Source organism: Kurthia zopfii, from assembly GCF_003143955.1.
In the GTDB taxonomy this organism is placed as follows: domain Bacteria; phylum Bacillota; class Bacilli; order Bacillales_A; family Planococcaceae; genus Kurthia; species Kurthia zopfii.
Genome location: NZ_QFVS01000014.1, coordinates 41,982 through 59,138 on the forward strand (window position 1 = coordinate 41,982; position 17,157 = coordinate 59,138).

13 protein-coding genes are annotated in these 17,157 nt (G+C 38.9%); 2 read left to right on the top strand and 11 right to left on the bottom strand.

From position 1 onward, the window contains the following. Nucleotides 1-229: 229 nt before the first annotated feature. From DF281_RS06850 to DF281_RS06890, 9 genes are all read right to left on the bottom strand, one after another. Nucleotides 230-2,854: a GW dipeptide domain-containing protein gene (locus DF281_RS06850; RefSeq protein ID WP_109349514.1), complete on the bottom strand. Its 2,625-nt coding sequence runs from the start codon at nt 2,852-2,854 to the stop codon at nt 230-232. A 149-nt stretch (nt 2,855-3,003) separates the two neighbouring features. After that, nucleotides 3,004-3,330 carry a DUF3139 domain-containing protein gene (locus tag DF281_RS06855; RefSeq protein ID WP_109349515.1) on the bottom strand — a complete coding sequence of 109 codons (327 nt, stop codon included), beginning with the start codon at nt 3,328-3,330 and terminating at the stop codon, nt 3,004-3,006. A 121-nt stretch (nt 3,331-3,451) separates the two neighbouring features. Beyond that, nucleotides 3,452-5,005 (bottom strand): glucosaminidase domain-containing protein, encoded by a 1,554-nt coding sequence (locus tag DF281_RS06860; protein WP_109349516.1) that lies wholly within the window; start codon nt 5,003-5,005, stop codon nt 3,452-3,454. A 174-nt stretch (nt 5,006-5,179) separates the two neighbouring features. After that, nucleotides 5,180-5,536, bottom strand: coding sequence for a hypothetical protein (locus DF281_RS06865; protein WP_109349517.1), 357 nt, complete (start codon nt 5,534-5,536; stop codon nt 5,180-5,182). Nucleotides 5,537-5,793: 257 nt separating this feature from the next. Continuing rightward, nucleotides 5,794-7,479, bottom strand: a complete 1,686-nt coding sequence (locus DF281_RS06870) for a coiled-coil domain-containing protein (RefSeq protein ID WP_109349518.1) — start codon at nt 7,477-7,479, stop codon at nt 5,794-5,796. 890 nt (nt 7,480-8,369) lie between these two features. Next, the gene (locus tag DF281_RS06875; protein ID WP_109349519.1) at nt 8,370-9,917 is read right to left on the bottom strand and encodes a glycosyltransferase; all 1,548 of its coding nucleotides are present in this window, start codon (nt 9,915-9,917) and stop codon (nt 8,370-8,372) included. A gap of 19 nt (nt 9,918-9,936) precedes the next feature. After that, complete coding sequence (tagH, locus tag DF281_RS06880; protein ID WP_109349520.1) at nt 9,937-10,728, bottom strand: teichoic acids export ABC transporter ATP-binding subunit TagH; 792 nt, start codon at nt 10,726-10,728, stop codon at nt 9,937-9,939. A 20-nt stretch (nt 10,729-10,748) separates the two neighbouring features. Then, entirely contained in the window at nt 10,749-11,558 is an 810-nt protein-coding gene (locus tag DF281_RS06885; protein WP_109349521.1) for an ABC transporter permease, read from the bottom strand. A 162-nt stretch (nt 11,559-11,720) separates the two neighbouring features. Next, the gene (locus DF281_RS06890) at nt 11,721-12,935 is read right to left on the bottom strand and encodes a CDP-glycerol glycerophosphotransferase family protein (RefSeq protein ID WP_109349522.1); all 1,215 of its coding nucleotides are present in this window, start codon (nt 12,933-12,935) and stop codon (nt 11,721-11,723) included. 259 nt (nt 12,936-13,194) lie between these two features. Between DF281_RS06890 and DF281_RS06895 the strand changes: the two genes are divergently transcribed. Together DF281_RS06895 and tagD are read left to right on the top strand one after the other, a co-directional pair. Beyond that, a complete protein-coding gene (locus DF281_RS06895; protein WP_109349523.1) occupies nt 13,195-14,343 on the top strand; it encodes a CDP-glycerol glycerophosphotransferase family protein in 1,149 nt (382 codons plus the stop codon). A gap of 67 nt (nt 14,344-14,410) precedes the next feature. Further along, nucleotides 14,411-14,821: a glycerol-3-phosphate cytidylyltransferase gene (gene tagD, locus DF281_RS06900; protein WP_109349524.1), complete on the top strand. Its 411-nt coding sequence runs from the start codon at nt 14,411-14,413 to the stop codon at nt 14,819-14,821. 93 nt (nt 14,822-14,914) lie between these two features. On the opposite strand, the gene DF281_RS06905 is transcribed toward tagD, so the two are convergent. Both DF281_RS06905 and DF281_RS06910 read right to left on the bottom strand, forming a co-directional pair. Continuing rightward, nucleotides 14,915-16,441 carry a glycosyltransferase gene (locus tag DF281_RS06905; RefSeq protein WP_166636100.1) on the bottom strand — a complete coding sequence of 509 codons (1,527 nt, stop codon included), beginning with the start codon at nt 16,439-16,441 and terminating at the stop codon, nt 14,915-14,917. Between the two features lie 117 nt (nt 16,442-16,558). After that, nucleotides 16,559-17,047, bottom strand: coding sequence for an aminotransferase class I/II-fold pyridoxal phosphate-dependent enzyme (locus DF281_RS06910; protein ID WP_109349526.1), 489 nt, complete (start codon nt 17,045-17,047; stop codon nt 16,559-16,561). Nucleotides 17,048-17,157 lie beyond the last annotated feature (110 nt).

Consider the following 17,157-nt stretch of genomic DNA (forward strand, 5'->3'; position numbering starts at 1 on the left):
TTTTTTCCAACAAGTATTTGTGGTGTAATATTTGTCATATAGTACTTCACGAGTTGGACACTATTTATTGACGAGTATCTTCCTATTATATAGAGTCACTCAGAACGCATACTTTACATATAAATCCATTTATTGTTGTAATATATCCGTTAAATTTGCATTTTTCCGCATAAAAAAAGAAGGGACACCCTTCGACATTAGTCGACAATTGGATGTCACTTCTTTGCTGTTATTTGTATATTTGTACGATTGTTGAACTAATCCAGCCTGTTTTCGTACTGCCCGGAATAGTGATCTTATACCATATTGTATTTTTGCTATCTTTTTGAATGACTGGCTTACCTTTAACGTCTCGCTCTAACTTGAAGAACTGCTTCGCTGGTAGTGTTGCGAGAACAGCCGTCCCTGTCACTGTCGGGTTATTGCGGACATTGGCTTCCATCGTCGCTTGACCGAGATTTTGAATTTCAATCGAGCTACGTGTGATCCAAGCTTCCGTCTTGCCTACCATGACTTTCATCCATAGGCCAGATACGTCGTTATTCGTACCTGCTAATGTGATTGTCGTGCCTTTCGCATAAGCTGCTTGTTGTTTACCCCATACGTATGGTAGTATTTGCGCTTTTGCATCTGTTGTTACTTTTGCGACAACGCCCGGATCAAATGTATGATAGGTCGCTGGCTTCGGTTTATTGTCTGGAATGACATTGTCGTAATTGAAGTTCGGTAGTACTGGATCAATTGTTGATGGTGCTAAATTGTCATAGTAAGCCGAATCATAGGCTTTCATCTCTGCCATTAGGCGAGCGATGTTGAATGCCCATGTTTTGTCTGTCGCATACTTGACGTTCATGCCTTCAGGTGACGTACCGTTGTTATAGATTGCACCTACTCGTAAATATTTGCGGTAAATGGCATCTGCATAATATTGAATACCGTCCGTTCCTGTTGGGAAGTACATCGCACAAGTCATCGCACAACTATCATACGCTTGGTAGCCGAAGAAGTTGTTTTTGTATTGTGAAATTTGGGAACCGCCCCAACCTGTTTCCCAAATGGCATGGGCAAGCATGAATTGTGCGTTAATTCCGTATTTCTTCTGCATCTCTAGGAATACAGGGATGTTTTTGTATAGATTATTCGTTTTGATGCCTGTTCCTTTTTTCTTAATCAGATAGGCTTCCATCTCTGCCTGTGTGACATTTGATACTTTGCGTAAATTGAAGTATTGGAATGGGTTACCGAAGTATTGCGCTTCCACCCATGCGTATTTTGAGCCGATTTTCCCGAGGTAGTATGTTTTGCCACCGATCACTTGTTCCTTCGTTACTTTGAATGTTGATGCGGCGTATTTCGAAAGATTCGTCACCGTTTTATTACTTGCGGCAGTCGCTCCTGCAATATTCGTCGCAAAACCTTTACCATTCAAAAAGTTTGTCGCTGTTGCTGATTTTGCGGCTACTACAGATTTCGCCGATGCATCTGTCGTCTTCACCCAGCCGACAACCGAATTTTTGCCTGCTGTCGTCATGCGTGATAGTTCGTAATAAGTTGTCGCGCCCATTTTCGCAGAGCGATTGATTGAGAATAGCTCTGTTTTCTCGCTCGTTTGGATCGTTTTCTTCGTTAATGTCGCTAAATCTTTATAAAGTGTCGCCGTTGATTTTAATGTCGCTTGGCGTGATTCTGTCTTATAGACAGGTGCTTGCGGTTTTTCTGGATCCACTGGCTTTTCGGGTTCTACAGGTTTCTCTGGTTCTACTGGCTTTTCGGGTTCTACAGGTTTCTCTGGTTCTACTGGCTTCTCCAGTTCAGTTGGTTTCGTCGTTGTCGTGCGTGTCGACGAGATCCACATGTCTAAGCCTTTCACCTGTCCGTAATACCAAATCGTTTTGCCGACTGTCGCTTGTTTTGATACTTCGAAGATCGCGTCTTTTACTAGATTTTTCGTCACGATGTCTTCTTTCGTCCCCCACGGCGTTGTATAGCCATAGCCTGCACCTGTCAGATAGAGCGTTTTTGAAGTCGCTGTTGCTGGTTTATAGCTGTAGTACGAGAGATCTGCTGCTTTCATCCAACCGTAATCACCTAATTCAAAATATACTTCCTTATTGTATGTAGCTTGGCGTTTGACGATGTGAGTCATACCAGTTAAATCTGATGTTTCTTCAGCTGTAGCTGGTTTTGTAATGTCTTCATAAATAAGTGATGCGCCGTCATCGATACGTGCTACGCGGTTGATTGGCGTAATGACAGGAGCTGCGACTTGTGTGATTTTCTTCGTCATTAATGCAGTCGAAGGAAGCCATACCGTCTTGCCACTGATCGTCGCACGATACCATGTCACTGTACCTACTTTGACCGTCATCGTATTCGTAAATGCTGTATTTTTGTAGCTCGCTAATGATGGTAGGAGAATATTGCGCTGCAAGCCACCAGGGCGCGTATATCCTGCTCCTACGCCTTTAATATAGCGTGTCTTTTTGACATTTGTGACTACTTTGTAAGATGAGCGTTTCATCGATTTCGACTTAATCCAACCGAGTGCTGGCTTTTTCGGATCCGATAGTCGACTGATTTGGTAGTATGTCTCGCCCCCTGTAGCTGTTGCTTTCTTCATCACATAGAAAATTTCATTCGTATATTTAGTCGATGCCGCTACGCTCTTACTTGAGCCGGGCGCCGTATAGATTCTCGAATTCACTGTCTTCAATTGACCGAGTTGGCTTGTCGCTGATTGCTTGTAGACAACTTTCGTTGCTGCCTTCGCCTCAGTCGGTGTTGTGAGCGGTGTCGCTGCAGATAATAGCAGTGATGCCGACAATAGTCCTACTAACACCTTCTTTTGATTCATAAAATCTCCTCCTTTTGTTAGTTATCATAACATATCATTTGCTAATAATGGGATCGTTCCAAATATTACATTTAGGCTACTTGTGAATCGGCTGAAGGTGCATGTATTTCCAATGAAAAAACCCTCGGCATTGAACCGAGGGAATTGGTTTATTTCTCTAGTTTGACGGCTGTTTTGTTGTCATCTGCCCATGTGTAGGTTTTCGTGTGATCTGGATCATCCTTCGTAACAACATAGACGATGTAGTTATAAGGGTAAATCCCACGCCCTTTTAATAAGGAATAGTCATTCTTCATCTCAATTTCTTGAATATCCTTCTCTTTATAGCCTTGTTTTTGCAATTCAAAAACAGTCGCGACTACTAATTGTTGTAATTCCTCCACTTCCCCTTGTTTTTTCTGATCGTATAACATTTTCAGATTAAAGCTGATCGAAATAATGGCGATTAAAATAAGTAAGCCACTGAATATTTTCACTTTTGCGAACCTCCATTGTCTATTAATTCTACGATAACAAATAAAGGTTCAATAAACCACCTAATAATTACCTATTTTAAAAGGAGAAGCCTCTCTGTCAGAGTGACTTCTCCTTTAGTTCTTAACGATAGATTTCGATTAAATCTGTACGAATCCATGCTTTTTTCTTCGTTTTTGGTTCATAAATTTGGTACCATGTTGCTTTTTTCTTATCTTTTTTCGTCACTGGTTTACCTGATTTTAATACGAGTTTCAGCGGCGTATTCTTTTTCGCATTGCTGACTTGAATGAATGAAGTGCCTGCGTCTTCACGTAGGTTGGCGTCGATATTTGTGAATGCGAGGTTCGTCGTCTTCACTTGATCACTGCGTACCCATCCTTCTCTGCCGCCTGTTTTCACACGTAACCAGCGTGAGTTTTTGCCTGCGCTATTTTTGAATTCTTTCACATCTGAGTGATAGCCTTTAAGCGTGATTTTCGTCCCTTTTTTGTAAGCGTTTAGGCGTGGGCCATAAATGTATGGAATCGCGTAAACTGTCGCTTGATCTGCCGTGACATTGCCGACTACTCCACCTAAGAAGTCTTCGAAGCGATCAGGGCGTGGCTTACCTGCTGGGATTTCACTGCTATAGTTTGCGATGACTGGAATTCGTTTCGTTGATGCTTTTACTTTCGAATAGTAGTTGGCATCATATGGCTTGATTGAGTTCATGATGTAGGCGATTTTGCCACCCCAGTCCTTGTCTGTCGCATAGCGGACGTTCATATCTAAGACGTTCATACCGTTGTAGTATGCTCCGCCTGTGGTTAAATAGTTGTTGACGATTTTTGATGCGTAGAATTTCAGTCCTTCTCCACCTGTCGGGAAGTATTGCGCACAACTTGTCGGGCATGAGTCATATGCTTGGTAGCCGAAGAAGTTGTTTTTGTATTGCGAGATGACTGAGCTTCCCCAACCTGTCTCAAGTGCTGCGTGGGCAAACATGAATTGCGCATTCACGCCTGAAGTGTTCTGTGCTTTGACGAATTCGGGTGCAAGACGGTATAGAATATTGTCTGGTGTCTTCCCTTTAGAGAGTAATAATTGCTGTAATTGCTTCGTCGTCACATTTGAAGGTTTTCGAAGGTTTAATCCAACATATCCGTTATTCGTTAAATTGTCGGCATGAATCCAGCGTGTTTTTGATGTTCCTGCGATTTTGCCTTTGTACCAATAGGCATTGCCTAGTTTTTCATAGCGTGTGATGGCTACTGAATTCCCGCGGCGAATCGATAAATTATACGATTGATTCGCAGATGTAGTTGCTGGCATCGTATACGCAAATCCTTCGTTCATTAAATACATCGTTTTCTTTTGCGTATTGATGACTGTGCGGCTCGTGCGTTTTAAAAATTTCGTCTCTACCCACCCAAGTGATGTTGCGCCTTTCTCTAGTCGGTAGTACGTCGTGCCGTCTGCTTTCTTAGATTCTCTTACATAATAAGATCTTTTGAGATCTGTCGTTTGTGCTTTTACATATTTCGCTTTTTTAGATGGTGTTTTGTAAAATTTCGCTGTTGTTGATTTTAGTTCAGCGATTTGCGTTTCTTTTGCTGCTTGGCTCGTAAAGCCTGAAGTCGCAAAAACGACAAAAAACGCTACTGCTGCTACCATCATCATTCTTTTGATTGTCAATCGGAACACACCTTTCTTTTATCCTACCCTTTTAATCGGTCTAATTACATAATTGTTGACCATTTAATAGGACTTTAGGTTATAAAAATGTGAGTTTTCACAAAACTATACCATGTATAGTCTTTCCGTCATCAAAGATGGGTAAACAGAAATAGCGTATTTGTAATATAAATGTTATTTTTTTACTAATAATTTCGCGACAGCCATTCTTTCATCCCCAGTTGTTACTTGAATAAAATGTCCGTCATTTTCGTAAATAATTTGGCCTTTTTGGCGTTTAAATTCTATCCAATTTGCTTTTTTCAGTGCTGTTTTGTACTTCCATGTTGGGCCATTTTCTTTCATTTGTGTTGTTTTGAAGACGAGTTTTTGATCGTCTCTTGTCGCTAGTACGGCATCTTTTGGCACGACAAACTGCTCAAATTTTTGCAGTGATTTGTAGTTACTGTCGAATGTCGCATAGTATGTACCGCCTGAGATTGCAAGCAATAGAACAAATGCAAGTGCTGCGATTGTCAATTTCTTCGTCATGTCATCACCCCTAATACTTCCAATTTACTGGATATTCATTGGATATGCAAATATAGGGAGAGGAGATTGAGAGAGAAGTTGAGTTTCGCAACGGGAAAAGCTTTAGTAGATCCTGCTAAATCTAATGAAGGATTAGCTTTATTCGACGGAGTTGCGTTTTGAAAAACGATTTAAGGAAGGTGGAGTTTATTCGTCAGATTCGCGCTTCGAAAAACGATTTCCGCGGGCATGGCTTCATCTAATTTTATATTTATTGCTTACGAATTCGATAAGTCTAAACTCTTTCTCAAATAAGAATCATCTAACTTCTTTTTTTCATCATTTATACTACAAATCTGTTTATCTAAATCTTCAATCTTCTCACCTAGTTTCTCTTTCTCACCATCATTTAATTTTTTTATTCTTTCGTCCAGTTTCTCTTTATCTTCAATTATACTTTGAATCTCCTCATCTATACTTTCATTCTCTCTTTCCGCAATTGCTGCATTTCTATATAAAGCTTCTTCTTCACTGCTAAGTTTACTATTTCCACCAGCATACTGTGCAATTGATATAAGTATTAATACAGCACTTATAAGAATTTGTGAAACATGTAAGAATCCTAATAAAATATTTTGATAATTTCCATATGAAATATTGAAAACACCTAAACTTCCACTGAAAAGTAACATCTCATAAAAACTCGGTGGTGTTATTTCATTCTTTTCACAAGAACTCTGATTCACACTAATGAAAGAACAGTCAGTCAATGCAAGAAAATTAAAGAAGACATAATATGCGATCGCAAAGAGGATAACGAATTCAAATAATGTATGAATTGCTAACGATAATCTGGCTTTTTGATTCAATATTGATGATTTAAAACCGTAAATATATTCATAGTTTTTACCATTATCTGATTCAGAATGAAATAGTTTTGTTTCTGTAGTTACGATATCTTTGTAAAATGAAATAATTACTTCTATACCTCTCGAAATAATTCTAAAAATAATAATGCAAAGGAATAATTGAATATAAAAATACGGTATGTAATTTAATTTAATTATTATAAACCCAATTATCGCCAATATTACTGAAATAATAACATTCAGCCAATTACAATTTTGGATATAGCTTTTAAGTTCAATCTTTATCGCATTCCAATGATTCGGTGTGTACCCCTTCTCATCTTTATAAAAGGAATTTCCTCCAAAGTATTCGTTCTCAAATATACTTTTCTTAATAGATTCCTTATTAAGACTCGCATAAAATAAATCTGGAGATAAAGCAAATTGAAAAACATTCTTGAGAAACTTCATGTTTTTATCTATGCAAAAATTTATGATCAAGATTGATATTAGGGTTAGGATTATTATTGAATTTGGGGTTTGGATTATTATTGGCATTACTACTATTATTGGGATTGATATTAGAATTAGTATTAAGCCTATTCTTGGTTTTATACCATTCTCTATTCTTGCATGAGAATGTGAAAAAACTGCCATTAAATGAACAATAATAATGGATATAATACCAATGACAATTAAATCAGAAAACATTATTTTTTCATAAGTCAAAGACCCTTTGGCAATTTCAAAGTTAAAATTAGATACTTTCTTTTTTTCAAAAAAAATTGAAGCTATTACTAATAAGAAGAACAAACAAATGAATAGATTTTTAATAGAGTTTATACCTAGACCCTTCTTATCCCTATTTATTAAAACTAAATAATGATTCAAATGTTTTCTAGTAAAACTGAAATTAATATTCGAAGCTTCATCTTGATAATTCGGCTTCAATTTCGATAGTTGTTCTTGGATTTTTGCGGCATCTTTTCCTAATTTTTCAATGTATCTAACAACATCAGAAAATTTCTTTTCTACCTCTTGAACTTCTGTAGAAAGAAATTCATTTTTTTCTTTATCATTTCTTCTGTTGTTTAGTTGATCATTCTTATCTGGCATTTCAATACCTTCCTTATTTTAGAATAATAACGTGAAAATTATACCACATAAAATCATAAATAATATGACTAATTTGCCATCTATTTGAAATTTTTACAACGGTGAAAGAAATCGCAATGACTCCTGCCGAAAAACAAGTGTGAAGCAATCCTTTCTTTCCACCTAAAGTGGAAAGAAATAGTGCGGCACTTGTCGGCGGAAAGCATTTGCGGTTTTCGTTTTGTGTCTAGCAAATTCACGCTATATGCATTGGGTTTTCGGGTCCTTCTCGGGTTTAGTGTTGTCTAGCTTGTTCCACTACTCTCTTTGAGTCACTTCGAAAGGCTTTCTCCTCGGGTTTTGGTGTCTAGTTACAAACGCTATATGCTTACAGCTCTTCAAATTCTCGGGGAAAAGTGGTGGGGCGTTTACTTTTCCTTCGAATTTTCCAGATCTTCCGCATATGAACGAGCGTTTTCACTTTTCTTTCTTTGTCTAGTTACAAACGCTATATGCTATGGGATACTTCAGGTTTTCGGGAGAAAGTGATGGAGCTTTTACTTTCTCTTCAAACCTTGCAGTACCCTCGCATATGAACGAGCGTTTTGCGCTTTTCTTTCTTTGTCTAGCTTGTTCCACTACTCTCTTTGAGTCACTTCAAAAACTCGGACGAAAGTGATAGGGCGCTTACTTTCGTTTCGTTTTCTGCAGTGCTCTCGAGAGTCCCGAGTGGAAACGCTTTTCTATTTGTGTCTAGTTACAAACGCTATATGCTTTCAGCTCTTCAAATTCTCGGGGAAAAGTGGTGGGGCGCTTACTTTTCCTTCGAATTTTCCAGATCTTCCGCATATGATCGAGCGTTTTTCACTTTTCGCATAAAAAAAGAACCGTGTTTCCACGGTTCTTTGTCATTATATATAATTGATTTTTGGGCTATGGTGGATGGCTTCTTCCAATACGGCTAGCCATTTGCGTTTATAGCTTTCTTCATTGAAGACGATTTCTGCTTGGGCTTTTGCGGCTGCGCCTAGCTTCGCCATATGTGCTGGGTCATCAAGCGCGGCAATCATCGCCTCTGTTAATTGTTCCACTTGATCTGCTTCGATTAAATAACCGTTCACATCATGGTGGATGAATTCAGCTGGGCTATATTTGAAATCGTATGAGATTGTCGCTGTACCATTAATAGAAGCTTCTTGGTAAGCGCGGCTCAAGCCTTCAAATTGTGAAGTGACAATTGTTGCTAATGCACTGCTATATACTTCATCAATATTCGCAGTGTAGCTATGCAATTGAATATGCTTCGACAATTTTAAATCATCAATACTTTTTTGTAAGTTGTCGCGCTCCGCTCCGTCTCCGTAAATCGCTAATGTCGCATCTGGATGCTGCTCGATGACTTTCTTCATCGCTGTGATTGCGTGATCGACTTGTTTCTCTGCTGTAAGTCTTGTCACCATGACGAATTTCTTGTCATCACGAGTAGCCGTGTTGCCAAGCGATTCAATCATATTCGGAATGACGTGGATATTGCCACGGTTACCGACATCACTATGTAAGTCATCGCGCTGTGCTTCCGTCATAACGACTGTTGCATATCCTTTTGGAATAACCGAAATAATCGGCTGCAATGATTTTCGAACGGGACTACCGAGCGTGAATGGAGAAGTGAGATGACCACTATGTATGACATAAACCTTGTCTACAAGCTTCTCATCGACATTAACCACTCGCTCTGAAATCATCATACCATCAGAAATCATTACTGGACGAACCACTTCAAGTCGGCAAAGCTCCTCCAACCAATAACTTTGTAATTCTGCTCGATTTTTAAAATCAATCGCTTTCGGGAACTTTGGATCGAATAGGAAGGCACGTTGTTGGCCGCCTGTCGTATAGTTGAACCAATATGTTAAGTAGCAAAATCCATCTGGTGTATAGTAATTCTCTTGATTACGCTTGTTATTAGATGGGTGATAGATAATTTCCTTCGCTTTGTAGCCATCTGGATGGAACTCTTCACGGCAAATTCGGACACGGTTCTCATCAAAGTAATCGACGACCATTAGTGTTCCGTCCTCATTCCATCGCTTGTACTTCACATAGCGACCATTGTCGAAATAGCGAGCGTGATTACCGCCATCTTCCACCCAATAGTCACCTTCAAATTTCTCGCGATTTCTCTCAAAATGCTCTTTCGCTTTTGGTGAGATTGTCGACGATGAGAATTTTTCACAGTAATAATTGTATAAATTTAAGATTGGTACTTTTAAATGTAGTTTCCCAGTCGCATGTAATTCTCGCTCAACTCGTTTGTAATCCTTTTTGAAATCAGTCGTAAGAAGGACAGGTTTGTAGTCTTTAGTATTAAGCACACGTACACGATCTAATATTGCTTTATGAATGCCCACTGGCTCCGTATTCATCTCGGCACTTACTACGAACAATGTTTTTTGCATGTTATTACCTCCTTCATCCTTATTTATGTTTACGTTGCTTCGCTAAGTCGTCTCTGAATTTCTTCTGCTGCTTTGGTGATAATTGATTATAATCTTTTAAAAATGCCGTGTAATTTCGCATGACGATATTGGTCGGGCCGTATTCACGGAGTCTACCGCCTTCGATCCAAGCAATTTTCGTACAGAAATTACGCACTTGTGACAAGTTGTGACTGACGAAGAAAATCGTCTTGCCCTGCTTCTTGTATTCCATCATTTTCGCGAGTGATTTGTCAGTGAAAGTCTGGTCACCTACTGATAGCGCCTCATCAATGATGAGTACGTCTGGGTTGGCCGTCACGCTAATCGCAAATCCTAGCTTCGACTTCATACCACTTGAGTATTGTTTGACCGGTTGATAGATGAAATCACCTAGCTCCGAAAACTCGATAATCTCAGGCATTACTTCGGCAATTTTCTCCTTCGTATAGCCCATTAATAAACATTTGAATTCGATATTTTCTGCTCCAGTAAGTGCATTGTTCAAGCCCGATTTGATGGCGATGACATTGACATCCCCCTTCACATCGACTTCACCTGAGCTGGCAGGGATTAGGCCACCAATAATGTTGGATAAAGTCGATTTACCAGACCCGTTAATACCCACTAGACCGACAACATCGCCTTCCTCTACTGCGAAAGAGATGTCCTCAATCGCATTAAAGGTAGAGCCTTTTTTGCCTGGGAAAATAAGGTCAGCTAATTGCTGTCCCTTCGATTCGTACATTCTATATTTTTTTGTAACATTTTTTAAAATCACTGATTCCGCCATATGTAGCATCCTCCATAAGTTTAGACAAAGTCTGAGAAACGGTGTCGGAATTTATAATGCGCTTTTGAACCGATCCATAATAGGACGATTACGAGGCCGACATTGTAAAGTGCGAGTTCCCAGTTGTTGATAATATACCATTCCTGCGTTAGTAAGCCTGCTCTGTAGCCATTCGCTAGGAAGTAAATCGGGTTGAGCATTAAAATACTTTGTAACCATTCCGGTAAGCTTCCCGAACGATCCCATAAGATTGGCGAGATGAAGAACATCGCCTGTAAGACCGATTGAATAATCATTTGTAAATCACGTACGACAACCGTTAATGTCGATGTCAGTAATGTGATGGCGAACGCTAGTATATACGACCAGAGAACGAAAATAATTAATTCAAAGTAATGGATGCTTGGGTAGTAACCGCCGATCCAGAAAACGACCATGATCGCACCTAGTAAGAATAGATGACTATAATATTTGCTCATGATGATGTAACTCGGAATCGCCGATAATGGGAAATTCATCTTGGCGACCATCGAATATTTTTGATAGATGGATTTCGATCCTTGCAAGATTGACTTGTTGAAAAAGAACCAGAACGAAATACCTGCCAACATCCAAAATGCATAAGGTAGCCCATCAACTGGGTCATTACGGCGCATAATATAACCAAAGATGAACCAGTACATCGCCATTTGGATCGCTGGGTTCAAGATTTCCCATAGGAAACCGAGGTAATTACTTTGGTTGTCAATGCGAAGTTGGAATTTTGCAAGTCGTTGTATTAGATAGAAGGAATTCACTTGTTCCTTCAGAATATTTAGAAGTGCTCTCATAGTTTTTTCCTCAATTCCGCGTATTTACAATTATTAGAACGAAAGATGATTCATTAAGTTTCAAAGTGGGTTTCTTCCTATAAAACATATCCACTATTATATCATAGAATGACATTTTTCATTAAAAAAGGAAGTCTGTCATGATGACAAACTTCCGAACTTTTATGCATTGTTTTGTTCAGTTGTTTCGACTGCAATAGCATTCTGAGTTTCCTTGTAAAATACTCGTTTGACAACGCGTTCTGATGAGCGGCCGTCTTCCCATTCGCAGAAGCGGTCACGGAATTTTTCGTAACGCTGTTCATCGCAGTGGCCTTCTTCAAGTGCACGACCGATTTCAGCAAATAAGTCATCTTCCGTTTTGACGATTTTACCTGGCGCGTCTGCTTCGATGTCGATATAGAAGCCGCGTAGGCGGTCACGATAATCTTCTAAATCATACATATAGAAAATAATCGGGCGATTCAATGTCGCATAATCGAAAAATACAGAAGAATAATCTGTAATTAATAAATCACTAATTAAGTATAAATCTGCAATATCATAGTAATCCGACACATCTAAAATGAAGTCTTTGTAAGGTGAGAAGTCGAAACTCTCCGAAACAAGATAGTGCATGCGGGCTAATAAGACGAAATCATCACCATACTGCTCTTTTAGGCGATTAATATCGAACTGGAACTCAAAACGATACTTCCCTTTTTCGAAAAATTGATCATCTCGCCAAGTTGGGGCATAAAGCACTACTTTTTTGTCAGGTGAAATATTCAACGATTCACGGATTTTTTTGATTTGCACATCTGATGGTTCATGTAGAACATCATTACGTGGGTAGCCGGATTCAATAACCGGTCCTTTGAAATGGAATGCGCGTGATAGAATTTCAGTTGAATAGGCGTTCGGTCCAACTAAGTAACTCCAGTTTTTTGATTCGGAAATAATATTTTTGCGATATTTCGTCGTCACCGTTCCTGGCATATGCACTTCTTCAATATCTGTGCCGAGGCGTTTAAGTGGTGTACCGTGCCATGTTTGTAAGTATGTAGTACCTTTGGGTTTCTTCATCCATTTTGCTAATCGAACGTTATTTACCCAATATTGCGCTCTTGGGAATGTGCGTAGCCATTGTAGTGAAAAACGCTTCATGTATGGAACATTCATCTCTTTGAACATCGGAATGCTACCTTTATCTACCGACCAAATCAAGTCGAACTCTGGACAGTTCTCCTTCATGTATTCGTAGATTGCACGGGGGTTGTCACTGTATCTTTTCCCATGGAAACTTTCAAAAACAACTAGATTTTTTATACGTGGTTTTTTTGAAAAATAGCGATAACCTTTTTTCAAGATTCTCACTAAAATATCTTTTATCGGCATCTTCTTTTCACTCTTTCATCTTAAAATTACACTACGTTCTATAGTACCATATTTAACGAAATTTTAATGCTAAAATTCTGTATTATACTTGAGATATATGACGTATTTCTGACACAAAAGTAATTTCCCCCGTAAAACTTTATGACATTGTAAATCGTCTTTCCAAATATTTTCAATCTAATTCTCGAAAATAATATGATATACTTTATTTTAGTAAGTACATACTTCTTACTAAAATCTAAAAGATATAGGTGAATTCATGAGAAAAGAATGGTTAATACAACTATTTCTAATGATTAATAAATCGCTTTTCGGGTTATTTTCCATCTTTCCATCTCGAAAAAAAGTTGTCTTCCTTTGTGATTTCGGAGATAACGCCAACCATACAATTAAAAGTTTACTTCATAAAGATTCACATAAAATTGTCGTATTAAAAACCGCAAAATGTACCGAGGATTTCAGCCAATTACAGGGCATAGTTACTTTAAATTTTGAATTTAAGCATTTATTCGACTACATAAAGGGTATTTACCATATAGCTACGAGTAAAAAACTGCTGATTGATAATTATGTACCGATTTTGACGGTCATTCCTAAACATATTGAGTGCATCCAACTTTGGCATGCAGCTGGCGCAATTAAGAAATTCGCCCTTTCTGATCCGAGCATTTCATATCGCTCGCCGAAAGCAATTCAGCGATTCCGTGATGTCTATGATCGCATGGACAAAATCGTCGTTGGTTCGGAACAAATGAGTAAGATTTTTCGTCTAGCACTGCATAAGGAGCCTGATGCTTTTTTAAGAACGGGGATTCCGCGTACGGATTTTTATTTTGATGAGCCTGCGATGATGCAAGCGCGTCGAGAATTAGTGAAGTTGTATCCGCAGATCGTGACGAAGAAAGTGTTGCTCTATGCACCGACTTTCCGCGATTTCGAATTGCAAAGTCAGTCAATCCCGATTAATTTCAGTCGCATCATGGACGAAATTGGTGACGACTATCTATTATTAGTGAAGCTGCACCCTGCTGTGAAGCAATCCATGCAGTCGCTATCGCATGAACGCATCATCGTTCTCGATAATCATGTACCGATCCACAAACTTTTGACCGTAACAGAATTTTTAATTAGTGATTATTCTTCGATTCCGTTCGAATTCGCATTTTTCAACAAGCCTCAAATCTTCTATCCATATGATTTAGATCAGTATCGTATGAGTCGTGGTTTTTGGTCGGAATATGCGACTATGGTACCAGGGCCAGTTGTCGATAGTGATGATGAATTGATTCACACGATTCTTCACATGGACTTTGATGCGCGTGTAATCGAGGATTATTCAGCTCAATGGAATACATTTTCAAAAGGAAATTCTGCCGATCAATTAGCTGAATATATCGTTTCTTCTTAATTTATCAACTTTCCTTTTCACATCAAGTGTACTATAATAACCAAAAGTATAATTTTGGAGGCAAGCTATGAAAACCATAATCACATATGGTACGTTTGACTTACTTCACGTTGGTCATATTAACATTCTTCGCAGAGCAAAAGAGATGGGCGATTACTTAATCGTTGCGATTTCTTCTGATGAATTCAATGCCCTTAAAGGGAAAAAGGCGTACTATAGTTTTGAAGATCGTAAACTCATTTTAGAAGCAATTAAGTATGTTGACAAAGTAATTCCTGAGCATAATTGGGAACAAAAAGTCAAAGATGTTCAAGAATATAATGTAGACCAATTCGTCATGGGCCACGACTGGGAAGGCAAATTCGATTTTCTTTCCGAGTATTGTGAGGTAACTTACTTGCCACGTACGGACGGTATTTCAACTACAAAAATTAAAGAAGACCTTAAGTTACAAGCTGAACAAAAGAAAGCGAAGTAATGGATGGGCAGAGCTACTCCTAGTGAGTGGCTTTTTTTTGTGGATTATTGAAATATTGAAAAAGACATCGAATTTGAATTCGACGTCTTTTCTTTATTCTGTGATAATTTTTTCAAATAGTGTTTGCCAGCGTTCATATTGCTTCGCTTGTGAATATTCTTGTTTGGCAATTTCATACCCTGCTTCTCCGAGTGCTTTCATGCGCTCTGGTTCATAGAAGGCTTCCGTCATCTCATTCGCTAATGCATCAACATCGCCGTCTTTAACAACAACCCCACACTTGCCATCTGCTACTTCTTTAACGATGTAGTTAATGTCAAATGTGATTGCTGGTGTCTTTTGCGACATTGCTTCAAGCAGCGCGAGGCTTTGACCTTCTGCTGTTGAAGTAAGTACTGTGAATAAGGCGCTTCCTAGATGTTTTTCAGCTTCATTCGTATAGTTATATAATTTTACAGCGCGTGATAGTTTGAGTTTTTTGATGAGTTTCAATAACTCTGGTTTCTCACTGCCATCACCGTAGAAGTGAAGTTTCGCATCTGGTACATCTTCCAACGTCTTTTTGAATGCTTGAATGATCAGGTCAAGGCGTTTTTCATCACTGTAGCGACTTACGACTACAGCTAGATTATCCTTCCTTTTCACCTCATGCAATTCTGAACTAACGGCATTTGAAATAACATTCAAATGCCATTTACGCTCTGAGAATTGTGTCTCAATATCGAGTTTTTGACGATTGGTCAAAACAACAATGTGTGTACCTTCTGGCGTATTTTCAAGAATTGGTTTATGCGCTGACTTAACTTCACTTCCTAGTGTATGTGGTGCTTCTAAGTGATTACTATGCAATGTGAAAATGCGATATGCGACTTCTTCATTCATCTCCTGCACTCTTTTGGCAGTACCCGGCCCGTCACAAATCACAATTGGTTTCAGCTGCTCATTTGTACATAATTCATCTAAAAAATAGGAGTGAAATTCAAGGTTTGAGGAGAAAACTTTCACATCCTGTTTATCCGGTTTGAATAGGACGACACGCATTTGTTTCTCCGTTTTCGGATTAAACCATCTCGACATATAGCAAAAACCTTCTGGCGTATAATAATGTACCTGTGTCATGTGATTATTTGCAGGGTGATAGGTGATTTTCTTCAATAAATAGCCGTCTGGATGGTATTCTTCACGCGTCACACGTACACGCATTTCAGAGAAATAATCGACAAGTACTAATCTGCCTTCATCATCCCACTTCTTATATTTTACATAACGCCCATTTTTGAAATATCGGGCAAAATCTTCTTCTTTTTGGTAATGAAATCCGTCTTCTTCTAAAACATTATTTTCTTCATACTGCTTTTGAATACTTTCGTTAATTTCACCATTTGAAAATTTATTTCGGTAAAATTCATATATATTTGTAATACTAGACTGTTTTTCTAAACGACCGTCTTCTTTTAATTGATCCTCGATTTCACGGTAATTCGTCAAATCATCTAAAGTGACGATGGTCGGATCATAGATTTCACCGTGAAATAGATGTGTACGTGATAGCATAACACTTGTGATGCCACCTTTATTTACGTCAACCCCATTAGCAACCATAAAAATTTTTCGTTTCATCATTTTGACTCCTTTTAACGTCCATGTTCTCGGAAATGCTTCTTTCACTATCATAACCTACTAGACGAAAAAAAAGCGAAGAAGTACGCAAACTCCTCCGCTTTTTTTACCAAATTTTTATAAAGATTTAATGAATGCTTCCATGCGATCCATCGCTAGTTCCAACGTTTCCATCGCATAGGCATATGTGATGCGCAAGTAACCTTCACCTAATTGTGAAAACGCCGATCCTGGAACGACTCCTACGCCGCCCTCAGCCATTAAGCGTGTCGCAAATTGTTCAGAAGTCATGCCATATTTCTTAATTGAAGGGAAAATATAAAATGCGCCTTCAGGTTTTTGGACGTCGACACCCATGTTCACGAGGCGATTGTAGACGTAATCTCGGCGTTCAATATACGATTTATTCATGTCCTTCGGTGTATCTCGGCACTCCGTCAATGCTGCAATTGCGCCGTGTTGACTCGGTACTGATGCACATAAAATATTGAATGCTGACACTTTCACCGCTTGCTCGATCAGGCGTTGATGCCCCATCAGGAATCCGATACGGTAACCAGTCATCGCGTGCGATTTTGAAAGACCGTGGAGTGAACTACTCGCCACTTAGCTAAACCTTGCGGTTCTTCACGCTTGAAGTGGGAGCTTCTTGGGAATAGAGCGTACTTGCAAGTGTATTTCTTTACTTGCAGCGGTTTCTCTTATTTGACCGAGCT